This window comes from Emergencia timonensis (assembly GCF_900086585.1).
GTDB lineage: Bacteria > Bacillota > Clostridia > Peptostreptococcales > Anaerovoracaceae > Senimuribacter > Senimuribacter timonensis.
In genome coordinates, this window is record NZ_FLKM01000008.1 from 350,761 (window position 1) to 366,736 (window position 15,976).

General features: G+C 48.0%; 13 protein-coding genes. 3 read left to right on the forward strand and 10 right to left on the reverse strand.

Annotation, left to right across the window (positions count from 1 at the left end; genetic code table 11):
* Nucleotides 1–2: 2 nt before the first annotated feature.
* Both ortB and ortA read right to left on the reverse strand, forming a co-directional pair.
* Nucleotides 3–1,412 carry a 2-amino-4-oxopentanoate thiolase subunit OrtB gene (ortB, locus tag BN6539_RS02905; RefSeq protein ID WP_067533650.1) on the reverse strand — a complete coding sequence of 470 codons (1,410 nt, stop codon included), beginning with the start codon at nucleotides 1,410–1,412 and terminating at the stop codon, nucleotides 3–5.
* Complete coding sequence (gene ortA, locus BN6539_RS02910; RefSeq protein ID WP_067533653.1) at nucleotides 1,412–1,714, reverse strand: 2-amino-4-oxopentanoate thiolase subunit OrtA; 303 nt, start codon at nucleotides 1,712–1,714, stop codon at nucleotides 1,412–1,414. The genes ortB and ortA overlap by 1 nt, the downstream gene beginning before the upstream one ends.
* A 133-nt stretch (nucleotides 1,715–1,847) precedes the next feature.
* Between ortA and BN6539_RS02915 the strand changes: the two genes are divergently transcribed.
* Nucleotides 1,848–2,855 (forward strand): proline racemase family protein, encoded by a 1,008-nt coding sequence (locus BN6539_RS02915; RefSeq protein ID WP_067533656.1) that lies wholly within the window; start codon nucleotides 1,848–1,850, stop codon nucleotides 2,853–2,855.
* Between the two features lie 11 nt (nucleotides 2,856–2,866).
* Nucleotides 2,867–4,537 carry a sigma-54 interaction domain-containing protein gene (locus BN6539_RS02920; RefSeq protein WP_067533660.1) on the forward strand — a complete coding sequence of 557 codons (1,671 nt, stop codon included), beginning with the start codon at nucleotides 2,867–2,869 and terminating at the stop codon, nucleotides 4,535–4,537.
* Between the two features lie 82 nt (nucleotides 4,538–4,619).
* On the opposite strand, the gene BN6539_RS02925 is transcribed toward BN6539_RS02920, so the two are convergent.
* From BN6539_RS02925 to BN6539_RS02940, 4 genes are read right to left on the reverse strand one after another with little or no spacing between them, the layout of a single operon-like run.
* Nucleotides 4,620–5,621, reverse strand: a complete 1,002-nt coding sequence (locus tag BN6539_RS02925; protein ID WP_148484446.1) for an amidohydrolase family protein — start codon at nucleotides 5,619–5,621, stop codon at nucleotides 4,620–4,622.
* Nucleotides 5,622–5,643: 22 nt separating this feature from the next.
* Entirely contained in the window at nucleotides 5,644–7,605 is a 1,962-nt protein-coding gene (locus tag BN6539_RS22080; RefSeq protein WP_082907324.1) for a YhgE/Pip domain-containing protein, read from the reverse strand.
* A complete protein-coding gene (locus BN6539_RS02935; RefSeq protein ID WP_082907325.1) occupies nucleotides 7,589–9,679 on the reverse strand; it encodes an efflux RND transporter permease subunit in 2,091 nt (696 codons plus the stop codon). Before BN6539_RS02935 ends, BN6539_RS22080 begins: the two co-directional genes overlap by 17 nt.
* The gene (locus BN6539_RS02940) at nucleotides 9,676–9,975 is read right to left on the reverse strand and encodes a hypothetical protein (protein ID WP_067533667.1); all 300 of its coding nucleotides are present in this window, start codon (nucleotides 9,973–9,975) and stop codon (nucleotides 9,676–9,678) included. The genes BN6539_RS02935 and BN6539_RS02940 overlap by 4 nt, the downstream gene beginning before the upstream one ends.
* Nucleotides 9,976–10,177: 202 nt before the next feature.
* Between BN6539_RS02940 and BN6539_RS02945 the strand changes: the two genes are divergently transcribed.
* Complete coding sequence (locus BN6539_RS02945) at nucleotides 10,178–10,762, forward strand: TetR/AcrR family transcriptional regulator C-terminal domain-containing protein (protein ID WP_067533670.1); 585 nt, start codon at nucleotides 10,178–10,180, stop codon at nucleotides 10,760–10,762.
* An 11-nt stretch (nucleotides 10,763–10,773) separates the two neighbouring features.
* Here the strand turns inward: BN6539_RS02945 and BN6539_RS02950 are convergent, their stop codons facing one another.
* From BN6539_RS02950 to BN6539_RS02965, 4 genes are all read right to left on the reverse strand, one after another.
* Nucleotides 10,774–11,313, reverse strand: a complete 540-nt coding sequence (locus BN6539_RS02950; RefSeq protein ID WP_067533673.1) for a flavodoxin family protein — start codon at nucleotides 11,311–11,313, stop codon at nucleotides 10,774–10,776.
* A 66-nt stretch (nucleotides 11,314–11,379) separates the two neighbouring features.
* Nucleotides 11,380–13,041 (reverse strand): sigma-54 interaction domain-containing protein, encoded by a 1,662-nt coding sequence (locus BN6539_RS02955; protein WP_207645072.1) that lies wholly within the window; start codon nucleotides 13,039–13,041, stop codon nucleotides 11,380–11,382.
* Between the two features lie 330 nt (nucleotides 13,042–13,371).
* Nucleotides 13,372–13,923: a GNAT family N-acetyltransferase gene (locus BN6539_RS02960; protein ID WP_067533679.1), complete on the reverse strand. Its 552-nt coding sequence runs from the start codon at nucleotides 13,921–13,923 to the stop codon at nucleotides 13,372–13,374.
* 63 nt (nucleotides 13,924–13,986) lie between these two features.
* Nucleotides 13,987–15,969 (reverse strand): LTA synthase family protein, encoded by a 1,983-nt coding sequence (locus BN6539_RS02965; protein WP_067533682.1) that lies wholly within the window; start codon nucleotides 15,967–15,969, stop codon nucleotides 13,987–13,989.
* Nucleotides 15,970–15,976 lie beyond the last annotated feature (7 nt).

Sequence of the window (15,976 nt, forward strand, 5' to 3'; positions counted from 1 at the left end):
TTTTACGCTTCTCTCAAAACATTTTTTACATACTCTACGCTGGTATTCGTGTCTTGCGCCAGAAACTCCAGGTCTTCCCGGGTAGGCCTGCTGCCATTTGCGCGCAGCGCCGCCCTCTCAATCATCTTCTTCCGCATGTGGTCGAGATCGGCGTCCTTACACCGCAACATGCTGAGATCATCCGGCAGGATGATATTTTGACCCGGCACATCCTCGGCGGAAGGATCGCCAAATCTGATTTCGATCCCGTTTTCCCGGGCAAAGGAGAGCTGCGGCTGGATATGCTTGCCCGCGCCGGTGTACTCCGTTTCCGTCACGACCACGATTTCGTCCTCCGGCAGGGATTGTGCCAGAGAGAATGCGCAGGCCAGCGCGGTGTTGCCCGCCGGTCCCCGTTCAATGCCTTCGAGAATTGCAAGCATCTCGGTCATGTACATGACCTCACCCTGTGTGATCGTAACATAGCGGTCCATGTACCGCAGCGGCCGGGCGGCGCTTCTCGGGATGTCGCCGCTGTCCGGGTTCATCGCATGAGGAATGCCAAAACCCGTATGGCCTGTCGTGCAGGACTTTCTGTTGAACTGAACATCCGACGCCATGTGAAGCCCCGTCAGATCGATGGAGGCGCCGATGATCTCTGTAGATCTGCAGCCGCATTTGTCAAGGCCCCTCGCAGTTCCTGTCACCATACCGCCGCCTGCATACGTGCACACTGCCATAGCAGGTTCCTTCCCGTAGCGCTCCAGGACTTCTCTGCCGATCTCGTAACCCAGCGTCTCCACACCCGCCATGCCGAATGGAGAATAGAGCGAAGCGTTGAAATATCCGCTATCCTCCATGAGGGAAAGATGCTCGTAGAAAAGCTCCGGACCGACGGTCAGCTGCAGAACCTCCGCCCCCAGCGCCTCGCATTTTCTCGCTTTTTCTATGATCTCCGGCTGGCCCACGCCTTTGGAATCATAACATTCCTGGACGATGATGGCCTTTAAGCCCCGCATAGCGGCCTGGGAGGCGACTGCCGCCCCGTAGTTTCCGGAGGTTGCAGCGATGACGCCCTCATAACCCAGCTTTTTCGCCTGTGCGACGGCGATGGAAGCCCGCCTGTCCTTGAAAGAGCCGGACGGATTGGCGGCCTCGTCCTTTATGAGGATTCTGGCTCCGTAACCGGGTTTGGCGTACTTTCTGGCAAAGGCTGTGATATTTCTGAGCTCCAGCAAAGGCGTCCCGCCTACACCTGTTTCTTTCTGCATTGCGATGACTTCCTGCAGATCATATCCCGCCGCGGCCATCAGCTTTTCGTAGTCAAATGCGATAGAGCCGCTTTCAAACTGGCTGTAATCCAGTCCCAGGGCCTTTTTCATGATTTCTTCCGATCTTGCCATAACAGCATGATACTCTTTTGATACAGCCATTATCTTTCACCTCCCGCCATGATTTTCCTAAGCCGGTTGTCAATTTCGATGATTTCCGGAACGAAGTCCCCATAACTGTGGGTGTAGTGAGGCTTTTCTTCCAAAAGCACGCCGCTCTCCACTCTTCCGGCGGCAGTTTCAACATGCACCACATCGCCGCATTCTGCGCTGTCCTCGAGCAAAGCACCCTTGACCCACATTTCCAGATCGCACTTCTTCGTGTCCTCCGGAATTTTTGCTGTCCGTTCTTCCGCCTTTAACACGATACTGTGTATGCGGATCCAATCTCCTTTTTTTGCCATTCGAAACTCTCCTTTTCTTTTTTTTAATACATTTCTGTATAAATAAGCAAAGTTCATGCCATTCTATAAGCCGGTCTTGGCACAAAACTTGCGCTATCTTTTGTATCACATAACGATACGAGGAGGTTTACTAATGAATGCAAAAAAAGTTTTTAGAACGATTGAAACCCATACACTGGGCCAGCCTACGCGCAATATCGTGGGAGGATTCCCCTGCGTGCCCGGCAAAACGATGGCAGAAAAATTCATTTATATGAAGGAAAACGAGGATTGGTTCCGCAGGTTATTATCCTATGAACCCAGGGGGAACGACTACATGTCCTGCACTTTGATTACAGAGCCTTGTACGCCGGGTACGGACGTAGGCGTACTCTATTTTGAAACCAGCGGCTGGCTGCCGATGTGCGGCCACGATACCATCGGCGTTTCTGTCGCCCTGATTGAAACGGGAATGGTAAAGGTAACGGAACCGGTTACGGTGATCAGGCTGGATACCGCCGCAGGGGTCATCACGGTCGAGGCCAAGGTCGAACGCGGCGCGGTGCAGGAGGTCTCCTTTACCAATGCGCCCGCCTTTGTGCTCAGAGAAGATCTTACGGTGGAAACGGAGGACTTTGGCGCTTTGACCATGGACGTTTCCTGGGGCGGCAATCTTTACGCCATCCTGCCGGCAGCATCCGTCGGCATTCCGATCTGCCCCGAAAACAGCGCAAAGCTGGTGGAAGCCGCCCAGTCCATCGCCAGAGACGTCAACGCGCAGGCTGACTTCCGCCATCCCGATCTGCAGTTTGTGACAGAAGTGACCCACATCGAATTCTACGGGGAGCCAAAGGAGCCCGGCGCCGATATCAAGAACTGCGTCGTCGCGCTGCCGAAGACCGTCGATCGTTCACCTTGCGGCACGGGCACCTCTGCAAAATCCGCCGTATTGTATAACAAAGGGAAATTAAAGGTCGGAGAGAGCTTCGTCCATGAGAGCATCATCGGTTCCTGCTTCACATGCGAAATCGTCGGCGAAACAACAGTGGCGGGCTTTCCTGCCGTCATTCCAAAGGTTACAGGCAACGCCTGTATCCAGGGGTTTGCCACCTGGATTCTCGATCCGAAGGACGAATTTCCGGAAGGCTTTCTACTGGGGTAATTTTTAACGATATGAAGACATCAGACAAAGACAATTCCATCATGCACTTTGAGATAAAGGTGAACAGCGACAGCGAGGATAAAACATTTAAAGACGTCAATACCATTGCAAAGATGATCTTCGACTTTTTGGTACAGGAAAAAGGGCTGCAGGACGAGAACATCACTCTCTGTATCGAAGATGGCTTTATCATTACCGCTGACTCTCATTCCTCCAGGCTAAAAGAGATCGAGGCCCTGCAAGAGAGCTTCACACGCTTTTTTTCGATATTCTATCATAACGAACAGCTGCGTCATTTCATCTTCGACGGACTGGACGCCTTGCCCAACTCCCTTTTCATTTATGACGAGAAGCTGCGGCTGCTCTACGCCAACGCCGACACCTGCAGCTATATCCACATCAAAGACAGAGAGCTTGAATTGGGCAAACCGATCAAGGAAATTCTCGAAGAATGCGGCGTCCAGTTCAGGTCGGTAAAAAAGCCCCACGACTATTTGAAGGTGAACGACGTCATAAAATACGCAAGGCCCGTCATTGACTGGGAGGTTGAAGTGACCAACGTCAAAGATCCCAGTGACCATATGATCGCCTCCAACGATATGTATCCCTTATTTGATGCCGATGGAAAGGTAAGCGGCGTAGCCGAGATCTCCCGCTCACGAAACACGAGAATCAAGCAGGTCAGGGATACGCTGGGGCTGACTGCCGACTATACCTTCGAAGACATCATGGGCGACAGCAAGCCGATGGCGGACGCGAAGAACCTCTCCATGTCCTTTGCCGCCAGTCCCTACAACGTTTTGATCTACGGGGAGAGCGGCGTCGGCAAGGAGTTGTTTGCCCAGTCCATTCACAATTACAGCGTGCGCAGGAACAAGCCCTTTGTCGCCATCAACTGCGCCAGCATTTCACCGGAGCTGATCGACAGTGAATTGTTCGGATACGAAAGCGGCGCGTTTACCGGCGCAGCGAAAAACGGCCATGTGGGAAAGTTCGAACTGTCAAACGGCGGCACCCTGTTTCTCGACGAGGTTGCCGAGCTGCCCCTCCACGCGCAGACAAAGCTGCTGCGGACGCTGGAAACCAATCAGATTACCAGGATTGGCGGCACCAAGAACATCTCGGTAGATGTCAGAGTCATCGCCGCCACCAATCGTTCCCTTGAGAAGATGATCGAGGAAGGACTTTTCAGAGAAGACCTCTATTACCGGCTGATGGTCCTCAATCTGACGATTCCGCCTCTGCGGGAACGCCCGGAGGACATCATGCCCTGCTGCGATTTTTTCATGAAACAGGCGATGCGCATCAACAATGCTGAACGCAAGACCATCGACAGCGAGGCCAGAAAGCTGCTGTCCAACTACGATTGGCCCGGCAATGTCAGAGAACTCAGAAACGTGATCAACCGCGTTTATGTGATGTCCAGCTCTGCGGTCATCACAAGTGAGACCCTGGTCAGCGCCTTTCAATCGAGCAAAATCCACTACAACAGCTTTTCAGAAACAAAATCCCCCGAGGAGCTGCTTCGCGAAAAACGGCGCATGGTCGATCACGCCTATGGCGAACTGCTGAAAGAAGCCCTGTTGCTGACAAACGGCAATAAAAAAGACGCCGCGGAACTGCTGGGCGTCTCCAGAAAAACGATCTATAATATGTTAGAAAAATATAAAGACTCCATGTGAGACAGACCTTCTCGGATCCCGGTACTGTGCGCCGTCCTGAACGGTCCGCAGTACCGGGGTTGAAGGTGTCTGTATCCTAATCTTACAAGGAAGAGGAAAACAATTTGATCGCATTCTCCCTTTTGATATTGTCATAAACGGCGCCTGTATGATACGCTTCGATTTCCTCGACAAATTTCTTTGCCGAATCCAGTGCCGCATAGAAGGAGTCGCTGCCGAACAGGGTATGGTTTGGCGCCAGCTTTTCCACGGCTGAGAACGCGATATCATGGCACGATAATGCCGCGTCATAATAGAATCTGCCAAAGTATTCATATAATGAATCCGAAAGACTGCACCAGCCGTCATAAACATACTCCGGCAGCACCTGTTTCTCTTTTTCCGGTCTTTTGTTGCCCGGGAAACAGCGGTTTAGACGCCAGGACAGGTACGGAAGGGTTCCGCCCATATGCGCCAGAATCGGTTTGATGTTTTTGCACCGTTCAAGGGTTCCGCTGAAGATCAGATTTGTCGCGGCCCTGGTGGTATTGAAGCAGAATTCCTGAAGGTAATCATAGGGCACGAACTCCGGACGTTTGAATACGCTTTCGTCTGGTGGAATGCTCGGATGAATGTATATGACAGCCTTTCTCTGATCCAGTTCGTCGAACAATTTATCAAACATGCGGTTGCCTAGAAATTCGTTCCTATAATTTGACAGCATCCCCACTCCGTCCAGTTTGAGGATGTCCAGGGCATACTTTGCCTCTTCGATCGCTCCCTCCACATCCGGCAGAGGAAGAACCGCGAATGCCCCGAATCTGCCCGGATAGTCTTCGCATAACTTCGCCATGTATTCGTTTAACATGCGTGCCTTTTGCCGTCCCATCGCAAGATCTTTTTCCACGATCGGATATAATGCCGGCTCAGACAATGAGCAGTAGGCCTTCTCAACACCCAGGGTATCCATGTGCGCGAGACTCATTTCCGGACTCCATCTGCCGATGGACTTCCCGCCGGATTTCCTGACGCCAAACTCGGCGAGAGCCTCCCTGTATGCGTCGGGGATGATATGATGATGTACGTCTATATACCCGTTTTTCATAATAATCTCCTTTTTATGTCACTCATTGATATAAGCCGAACAGGCTTAATAATTTCTGCCAGAAGGTCAGCGTTGTCTCTTCTTTGGAATCATCCGCGGGAGCTTCTGCCTTTTCAATTGCCTCGGTTTTGATGACAAACTGCACAGAATCCACCTTTGTATTCTTCTCGGATACAAAGGATACCGTTTCCGTTTCTTCGCCGCCTATATTGCCCAGGATTTCCTCAATTTCCTCCTGGATTTTTTTATCCATCCCGGAGGTCTCATCGTAGAGTTCCTTCGTTCCATCGTTCAACGACGATACTCCGTCGCAGTAGGCTGCAATGCCGCCGGCAAGCTTTCCGGCGCCGTCATGCAGAGCGTCACTTCCGGAAAGCAGCTTCTCGCTTCCCTTTGTCAGCGACGAGACGCCGTCCACGATCTTTGCGTAGCCCAGGGCCACCTGGGTGACGCCGCCGGTATATTCATTGATGCCGGTATCCAGAAGTGCATAATTGGTTACGAGCTGGTCGATTCCCTTTGACAGGGCTGTCAATTGCGCCGGCATTTCGTCAAGAGTTTTTACCAGTTCCGCAATTTCTGCATCGAAGCGTTCGTACTGTGCTTTCAAAGTTCCCAAATTCACATACAGGGAATTTGCGCCGCCAGCAAGATTGTCAAGATAACTCTCTGTGCCGTCAATTGCGGCGTTATTTCCAGACAGGAGCTTTACGGTCTTCTCTAAGGCTGCAATCTGTGCCTCTAGCTCCGCTTTTTGTTTTTGGTCTGTAATAGAAGACAAAGTGCTCCGCAGGGACGAGATTTGTGCCGAAAGGTCCTTGATTGCCTGTGTATTCCCCGCCTGCAGCGCGTCTATATCTAACCCCTTTTGCGCCATTACAGCCTTGTATTGTGCGGCTCCAAGGTTTTGATGCAAAGCAGCCGCGCAGTCATACAGATCGCTGATTCCCTTTTTGATGCTGCCAGAGGCGCTGGTAAGCTCTTTGAGCTGTCCTGCGGATGCCGCCACCGGTGAGAGGCTCTTCTGAATCGTCTCCAGTGCCGCCTTGATCTGTGCGGAACTCCCTGTCAGGTCATCGGACTTCTCATTCAAGCTGTTCAGTGCTCCCTGTACGGACGAAACGCCTTGTTCCAGCGCCACGACGCCGTTATCCAAATTCACAACACCATCGTGTACAGAGGAAATGCCGGAATCCAGTCTGCCGCTTTCCGTTTTTAAAGTATTCGAGTTTGCGTCAAGCTTCGCAGCGCCGTCATTCAGTTTCTTTGTCGCGTCCATCAAAGCGCGCACCTGCTTCATCAGTTCTGCATCGTCAATCTCAATGTTTAGGTTAAGCCTGATTCCATTGATCGATATCGACTCCATCTCAAAGTCCTTTACGTCGGCTTTGATGCTCGTAGCAAGGCCCTTGCCCGGAAGAACGGTATAAGTGAGCTGTTTGTCAGAGCCGACGTTTGCTATCGTCGCGTCCGGCGCGCCGATATTTTCACAAATTTCAGTATCCAGCGTAAGACTTGCCTGCAAAACATACCGGTCATAAAAATCGCCTTTACATGCTGTATTTTCCTTTATGGAAAGGTGAATTTCCAGCTTCCCGCTTTTTCCGGCTATTTCCGAAGCCTCGTATTCTTTTCCATCCAGATAATATCTGACGGAAATATCCCATGGCGTTTCTACCTGCTCCATGGCGCCCTGATAATAGGCCTTTTTATCATCGGTGCGGAACGTGATTTTATCGCCATTCTGTGTGATCTTCTCTGTGCTGGTCAGCAGCTTCACGTCAGAGTAATCTCCGTAATCGACCACATCGCCGCTTCCGAAGATGTTCACTGCGTTTACACTTGTCGTATTGCCGCCCCCGTCAGTGGTGATATAGATGACCTCCTCCTTTTCACTGGCAGCTTCTGATGCAAAGGCGCAGGCAGGAGCGAAAGCCATGGCAACAGCAAGCGATGCGGCAATCCACCTAGTATGTCTTTTCATTTCCTTTTTTCTCCTTTTCCATTTTTAAAAAGCTGATGCCTCTTGTCGTTTTCTGAATTACACCGTCAAACAGATAGAGCAGCCCCGGCAGTACAAAGAGTACGATTGCAAGGGAGCACAAGGTTCCCACGCCCAGGAAATAACCGAACTGTGACAGAAGCCCGTGTGTGGAAAATACTCCGAGCAAAAATCCGACGACAGTCAGCACACTTGCGGATGTCATAATTGAAACGGTCACGGCAGAGACGGTTGCAAGCACAGCCTGCCTCTTGGGAAGCCTTTCTCTATATTCCTTGTATCTGTCGGTAAACAGAATGGCATAATCCACTGTTGCCCCAAGCTGAATGGAACTGATGATCAAGTAAGCGACGTAGAAAATTTTGTTCCCAGCAAAATAGGGAATCGCCAGATTCAGCCAGACTGCCGTCTCAATCCCCAGCACCAGAATCGCCGGAATACAGATAGACTTCATCGTCAAGAGAAGTACCGTAAATACGGCGGCAATGGCAATGAGGTTTACCTTCATCATGTCGGCGGTGACGGTGCGCATCAGATCATAGGTGGAAACGCCCTCCCCTGCGAGAAGCCACGCGCCGGGATAATATTCTTCTGCCGTATTCTGTACTTTTTTAACCAAATCGAAGGTTTCTTCTCCCTCATAATCCGCATCAATGGTCAGGGCCATCCGCGTATAGCGGTCTGAATTCAGTTTTGACAGTGTGCCTGTGTCAAGATACGCTTCCGGAATGGTTTCTCCCACCGCGTCTACATAAGAAAGAATACTTTTTACCTGCGGCAGGCCATGCAGCGCCTCGGACAGTTCTTTCTGCGTCGCGGTACTGTCTTTCGGCACCATCAAAACGTAAGTATCACTTTTTCCAAAGGTTTTTTCGATTTTTTCAGTATCCGCACCCAGCTTTGTTTCCTCTCCGAAAATATGAGAGGCTCCATAGTAGAAGCTGTTGCTGTTTGACGCAAGGTAGCTCGGCACGATGATCAGGACAAAGATGCAGACAAAGGGTATCATCATTTTGCATACGACCTTTCCAAACCGCTCAAAGGACGGAAGGAATGGCCGATGATGGGTCTTGTCAATCCACTTGTAGGTTGCAAGCACAAAGACTGGCATAAACACAAAGACCGTGACAAGGCTGATCGCGACACCCTTTGCCAGCGCCAGGCCGAGGTCAGGGCCGATTTGAAAGCGCATCAGGCAAAGTGCAAGAAAACCGATTACCGTGGTCATTCCGCTGGACAAGATGGACGTCGTCGAGCTTGAGAGCGCCTGCACCATTGCTGCCTTCGGATCGGGGATTTCTTTGCGGTATTCAGCAAAGCGGTGCAGCAGGAACACCGTGTAGTCCAGAGAGACCGCCAGCTGTAATATGCTTCCGGCAGCATTGGTAACAAAGGATATTTCTCCAAACAGCAGATTACTTCCGCTGTTGATGATGACGGCAACCCCCAGGCCCGCCAGAATCACTGCCGGTTCTACATAGGATGTCGTAGTCAGAATCAGCACGAGAAAAGCAAATAAGATGGCAAATGCCGCAATCACAGGAATCTGCGATACCGTACTTTCTGTAGCCGTCGCAATCGCCACAGCGCTTCCCGTCATGGCATTATGATCCCCGATGATGCTGCGGACTTCGTCAAGAGCCTCCATTCTTTTATCCTCTGAAACCGTCACGGAAAGCAATGCGTTTCCGTCTTTATAATAGGTGTCCAGCGTGTCGGCATCAATCAATCCGAGGGGTTCTGTGATGCTTGCTGCATCATCAAGCCAGGTGACTTCGGTTACGCCGTCTACTTTCTCTATTTTTCCCTTATATTCCAGCGCTTTTGCCACAGACACATCCTCTATCATGACGCGGGCATTAGGGATGCCTCCTTCATACTCTTTTTCCATGGTGTCAAGTGCAACCGTGGAAGCAGTATCGGCAGGCAGATAGTCATTCATATCATAATTGACCGGTATCAACGGCTTGCAGGCAAGACAGATTAGAAAGATGACAGCAAAACCCATCAGTATCAGCTTTGGATGGTTTACTATTTTTTCATAAAATCGTTTCACAGGGTTACCTCCTCGCCGGTGATGGAAAAAGTATTGCGGTCTCCGGATACGTGCAGTCTGATTTTCGTACCGTCAATCCGGCCGTATGCCTGATATAAAAATGTCCTTGTCAGCGTCACCATCTGGCCCGCAAAAGTAATTTCTCCGTCATCCGCCAGCTTCCCTCTGAACGTCGTTTCGTTCTGGAACAGGCAGAGCGCCCCTTCTATTTTCTGATCGTCTTTTTTTGTAAACGATAATGTGCCATCCCGGTATCCGAGTGGAACATGCATCCGTATCTTGAATATTCGTTCCATATTGCGTTCTCCTCTTTGTTCTTACAACTGACAGTATAACGGGCAGGCCGAGCAAAATACATGGTCAAATGACAGGTCTTTGAGTAAATACGGACAAATGCACCCACATTGACGGTCAAATTTGCCGGACAAATGTCCGGCTGGTGTCCATTGTAGTCATCGGGACAAAGAGGTATAATAAGAGAAAGGAGATTTTGCAGATATGAAACATGAAGAAAGTACCCTTCTTACAAAAAAGGCGCTGGCGGCTTCCCTGAAAAAGTGCATGGAAAAGAAGCCCCTTAAAAAAATTACAGTCAGCGAAATCATCACTGACTGTAATGTAAATAGAAAGACTTTTTATTATCACTTTGAGGATATCTACGCCCTGCTCAAATGGATGCTGGAGCAGGAAGCGGTTGAAGTGGTCAAACAATTCGATTTGCTCATCGATTATCAGGACGCCATTTTATTCGTAATCGACTATGTTGAAACCAACGCGCATATCCTGAACTGCGCTTACGACAGCATGGGCAGAGACGAGATGAAGCGATTCTTCTGTAACGATTTCAATGAAATCATCCGCCGGATCATCGATGATATGGAGAAATCCCTGCATTTAACTGTTCCCGAAGATTTTAAGCAGTTTATCTGCAATTTATATATGGAGGGCCTGGCCGGCACTCTGATCGACTGCTTTAAAAACCAGGGCAGCAATGACAGAGAGAAGATACTCAGCTACCTCTCCCTGGCGCTGCACTCCTCGCTGCCCGAAACCCTGCGTCAGGCGGCGGCAACCTTGAGTTAACGTCAAGCCTCTTATTTGATCTGTTTCCAAAGTTCTTCTATCTCTGCTATGGCATCTGCATTCTCTGCCAGGTCGCCGGCATCATAGGCTGAATAGGCATTATAGAAAGCGATATCCCATCCGAGATAATCAGAAATGCACTCGAACTGTTTACGGATGAGCGCATACTGCGTATCTTCTACTGGCATCTGGCCGACAACGATGATGCCCACCTGTTTTTTACATTCCATCAATTGGCTGCTGCGTGAATAGAATTTATCGATGATCAGTTTCAACTGGGCTGTGATGCCCCACCAATACACAGGTGTTGCGAAGACGATGACATCAGCGCTGACAATATCATCCATAATTTCGTTGGTATCGTCGTCAAAGACGCACATCCCACTGTCGTGGCAAACCTCACATGCGAGACAGGGTGAAACGGAGACATCGCCTGCGGCAATCTCTTCAATAACCAGATCTTCAATATTAGCGAATCCTTTCTTTAGGGCTGCAAGGGCGGTGTAGCTATTCCCTTCTCTGGGGCTTCCGTTTAACAATACTGCTTTCATTTTTTACCTCCACGATTCCATTTTTCTTATCATCATTCTATCACGCGGACTTCTTTTTTACCACGGCTATTTCAAGAAAGCCTCGTATTTTTCTAACATGCGATAAAAGGTTTTCCTGGATACGCCAAGCAGTTCCGCCGCTTTACGCTTATTTCCTTTTGAAATAGAAAGGACTTCTTTTATGAGATCTGCATTAGATCGGTCAATTGCGATTTTCTTTTCGTTTATGCGCATTTCTGCGGTCTTTTCCTCTGCTTCACTGATGCTGAAGCTCCCAGGCTGTAGAGATGCTGCCAGGATTTCCCGGGTGATGATAGTTGACTTGGAAAGGATGCTGACCCTGTTCATCACATTACGCAGTTCCCTGATATTTCCAGGCCACCTGTATTCCGTCATCAGTTTTCTCGCGTCTGCATCTATCCTTTTCTTTTCCAGATTGTTCTGCTGTGCCGACTGCTGCAGAAAAAACTCTGCACACAGCGATATATCCTCCGGATGCTCCCTTAGGGGCGGAATCGTGATATTCAGCACCATCAGCCGGTAATAAAGGTCTTCTCTGAATAGCCCTTCCTCGATCATCTTCTCCAAAGAACAGTTGGTAGCAGCGATAATCCTGACATCAACCGGGATGTTTTTTGATCCTCCGATCCTGGTAATCTGATTGGTTTCCAGGGTACGGAGCAGCTTTGTCTGGAAATGCAGCGGCAGCTCCGCTACTTCATCTAAGAATAGCGTGCCGCCGTTTGCCAGCTCAAATTTACCAATCTGTCCGTTCTTGGACGCGCCTGTAAACGCGCCCCCTTCATATCCGAACAGTTCGCTGTCGATCAGCTCCGGTGCGATGCTGGCGCAATTGATTGCGACAAAGGGGTTGTTTTTTCGTTGGCTGCAATTGTGAATGGACTGGGCAAACAACTCCTTGCCGACACCGCTTTCCCCATAGATCAAAATATTATATGCGCTGCCCGCGAAGGTAGCCGCAAGCTGCTTTGTTTCCGCCATGAGCCTGCTTTCACCGATGATATCGTCAAAAGTATAATCAGCAGTGAGTCCGAGAGCACTTCTCACTTCCCTGATTGTCTTATTCCGTAATCTGGCTATTTCTACCACTCCGTTGACCTTGCCCTCTTTATCAAAGATGGGATACATATCGTTGGTTGCGAGAATATTCTCTTTCTGTGATTTTGTATAGATCACTTCTACTTCCCAATTGACAATCGCTTTTCCGTATTTGAGTATCTCCTTCACCTTCAACTGGTCATGTGGTTTTTTGACGGAAGAAATTTTAACTCCCATGGCTTTCAGCATGTCGTCAAGACGCATCCCATAGACAGCTTCACGATCCTTGATCTGTACATAGTCGCAGAAGTCAGCATTGGCATAAACCAATCGTGTGTTTTTGTCGTAGATGCAGATGGAAACCGGCAGCGAATCGAGTCCGCAAAAGATGTAATCCCGGACTTGTTCGTTGTGGCAGAAAATAGAGAGGAAATCAGTAAATTGGCACTGGAGATCACTGATCTCAGTCAGTCGTTCACTTTTCGAAGAAGCTAAGATGATAAAGTCCGCCTCTTTCCCATTAGAATCGACCTTTTCATGCACGATTTTCTGTATGGATTGCCCAGGAAAAGAAGACAGCACAAATCCCTCATCCGTGCAGAGAGTCAGCTTCTCTTCTGTCAGACCCTTCTCGCTGCACAAAAATTCAAATAATTTCTTTGCAACCATGTTCAGATTATATAAATATTTTTTGTTATCCTGCTGTAGTATGATATGAAAGCAGGCAGTCGTATTCATTTTATCAGATGTCAACATATTAATTGGTTTTTCATATAAACAAAAAAGAAACGAATAGCGAGAACTTGTTTTTATGTTTTAGATAAGAATGTTTAATTATGTATTGTGTAATTGAAACATACTATTAGTTTGGTTCATTATAATCAATGCCGTAAAAAATGTCAATCATGTTATCACACGCCAAAATTTGGTAAATTATTTCGCTTACAAAAAAATTGCTGCATCTGGGAGGATTTCTCTCCTTCCAGGTGCAGCAGCATCTTATTGTTCTTCCTTTTCCTTCATTGCTTCGTACTCTTCTTTCAGCAAAGAGTACACCATAGAATCGCGAAGTGTTCCGTCATAAATCTTGTACGTTCTGCGAATCGTTCCTTCATATTTGAATCCACATTTTCTGATAACGCTCTGTGAACGAATATTTGCCGTTCCCGTACAGATCCCGATCTGCTCCAACGCCAGTTCCTCAAATCCAAATCGTATGACTTCCTTAGCAGCTTCTGTCATGATACCCTGGCGCCAAAATTCTTCGGCCAGGGAATAGCCCAATTCCTTGCTGTTTGCATCCGGCCTGTATTTATCATGTTCCAGGCCGATACTGCCTATCACTCTGTCCTGGTCTTTCAGGCGGATCGCCCAAGTCTCTACCGGTATAAATAACTGCTTGATGATCTCTTTCGACTCATGCACGCTTTTGTGCGGTGACCAGCCTGCATGAGGGCCCACGTTGGGATTTCTGGCATAGGCGTAAAGCTCTTCTGCATCCTCAAGGGTGAACATTTTTAATGTCAATCTTTCTGTTTCAAGGCTCTTCATAGGACATACCTCCTTATTACCGTGGCGATCCTTCTCCATATACAATTGAAAATTGCGGCATTTTTATTCCGTCGTACTGATAATTTCTTTATTCGATTTGTCAATCTGGCTGACTTTCATATTAACGGCATCCGCCGGATCTACTTCTTCCAAAAGACCAAGCAGACTTGGCCCCAGATAGATGGTCTTTAAGGTTTCACCGTTTAGAGTAACTTTACTGTACTCTGTAAAGTTTTGTCCTTTGATATAATATTTACCGCCTATATTGACAACCTTATCAATTTTGATGCTCTTTACGCCCATTTTCATGCCGCTTTGTTTGAATGGATTGCTGCCGCCGTAAATATAATCCTTGCCGTATAGCATATCGTATCCCAGCATTTTAAGGTTAGACAAGTAATCCTTCGACTTGTGGTCTACTGTCTGGTGATACTTAATCGTCGTACCCGTATGAATGCCAATACGATCAAACACTTCCGCCGCCAACTGATACGTAGTCAGATTTGCATCCTTCTTATCCATATCAAAGTTGCTCCAAATCACATATTGGGTCTGGTACAGATTCTTTGCGTCATAAGAGCTTTCTGTCACGTCCAGTGCTGGAATGTGGTCGCCATACATGACGAGAATCACGTCTTCATCATAATTGTAGAGGGCTTCTGTCAGTTGCTTAATGAACTGATCCATCTCGTAAACCTGATTTACATAGTATTCGTATTTCCACTTTAATTCCTCAGACGGAGCATCGGTAACCGTAATTTTCGGATTCTTAATTATCTGTTCTGTCGGATATTTCCCGTGTCCCTGTACAGAAATTGTGTAGATATAGTCTCTTTCTTTCGTAGAGTTCATCGCGTCGAGGATCTGTCTTGTCAGAATCGTATCCTTAGCCCAGTTCTTCGGCGTCTTAGGAACGTCACTCATATATTCTAAGGAAGTAAAGGTATCATAGCCTATGTTGTTGAACACTTCATTTCTGTTATAAAACAGCGCTCTGTGATTGTGGATAGCATGGGTCGAATATCCCATGCTTTTTAAATCAAATGCGATACTCTCGCCTGTCTTTTCCTTGAGAACCGATTTAAATGGATATTCTCCTGGTCCGAAAAACTTGACGGACAGACCGGTCATCACCTCAAATTCCGTATTCGCTGTGCCTGCGCCGCAAGCCGGTACAGTTAAGCTTCCGGAGGAATAGTTTCTCATCAGTTTTCTAAAGGTCGGAATTGCATCCGCTGATAGCTTTATGTTGTTAAACAGATCCGGATCGACGAAAGACTCCAACTGCAAAAAGAGGATGTTCGGATACTCTTGATCCACATCTGTCTGTTCTAGCTTCATTGTACCATCTTTATTATACTGATCTTTATTAAAAATACTTTTCACTGCTTCTTCCGAATAGCCCTTTGGTTTATTAATACCCGTGTTCAGCCACGTGTTTATAAAGCAATAGGGAACCCCGTAGTAATCATATGCATAAGCCAGATTTCCAAAGAATGTACTGAGTACGTTTACTTTGATTAAGCCAAAGGTTGCTCCGAACGTAAAAGCGATTACCAAGACAACCGCTGCTACGTTGCGTTTCCAATTGATGTGTTCCTTTTTCTTCGGCGCTTTAATCCACAGGAGAATCAATCCGATTATACCTGCTAAAATTCCCACGCCGATGAGCACAATCTCCGTCATCGAAAAGTAATTGGTAATAATCGTAGCTCCGTCAGTGATAGCGCTGAGGTCTTTCACCGTAAACGGCGTCATTCTTTCAATCAGAATGATTCCATTCGTTATACCGATGGCCATCCATATAATCGTAACCACTGTCACAAAAAAAACTCTTCTCCTGAACAGCGTAGCAATGACCAAGGTGGCAAAAATAATTAATGTGTTATAGAAGAACACCAGCGGGCTGTCAAACAAAAACAAAAAACCGCCAAACCCTTTCCTTGCTAATGTTTCAATAATTAAATTCAAAATAAATGCCCAGACAAGGCAAAAGAAAAAACTGTTCTTCAAGTACTTCTTGTAAAATGCCCTTACTTTTTCCATTGTTTCT

Excerpts from the sequence above, each read along its gene's own strand:
- ortB (WP_067533650.1), bottom strand. The coding sequence starts at position 1,412 with ATGGCTGTATCAAAAGAGTATCATGCTGTTATGGCAAGATCGGAAGAA.
- ortA (WP_067533653.1), bottom strand. The coding sequence starts at position 1,714 with ATGGCAAAAAAAGGAGATTGGATCCGCATACACAGTATCGTGTTAAAG.
- BN6539_RS02915 (WP_067533656.1), top strand. The coding sequence starts at position 1,848 with ATGAATGCAAAAAAAGTTTTTAGAACGATTGAAACCCATACACTGGGC.
- BN6539_RS02920 (WP_067533660.1), top strand. The coding sequence starts at position 2,867 with ATGAAGACATCAGACAAAGACAATTCCATCATGCACTTTGAGATAAAG.
- BN6539_RS02925 (WP_148484446.1), bottom strand. The coding sequence starts at position 5,621 with ATGAAAAACGGGTATATAGACGTACATCATCATATCATCCCCGACGCA.
- BN6539_RS22080 (WP_082907324.1), bottom strand. The coding sequence starts at position 7,605 with ATGAAAAGACATACTAGGTGGATTGCCGCATCGCTTGCTGTTGCCATG.
- BN6539_RS02940 (WP_067533667.1), bottom strand. The coding sequence starts at position 9,975 with ATGGAACGAATATTCAAGATACGGATGCATGTTCCACTCGGATACCGG.
- BN6539_RS02945 (WP_067533670.1), top strand. The coding sequence starts at position 10,178 with ATGAAACATGAAGAAAGTACCCTTCTTACAAAAAAGGCGCTGGCGGCT.
- BN6539_RS02950 (WP_067533673.1), bottom strand. The coding sequence starts at position 11,313 with ATGAAAGCAGTATTGTTAAACGGAAGCCCCAGAGAAGGGAATAGCTAC.
- BN6539_RS02955 (WP_207645072.1), bottom strand. The coding sequence starts at position 13,041 with ATGGTTGCAAAGAAATTATTTGAATTTTTGTGCAGCGAGAAGGGTCTG.
- BN6539_RS02960 (WP_067533679.1), bottom strand. The coding sequence starts at position 13,923 with ATGAAGAGCCTTGAAACAGAAAGATTGACATTAAAAATGTTCACCCTT.
- BN6539_RS02965 (WP_067533682.1), bottom strand. The coding sequence starts at position 15,969 with ATGGAAAAAGTAAGGGCATTTTACAAGAAGTACTTGAAGAACAGTTTT.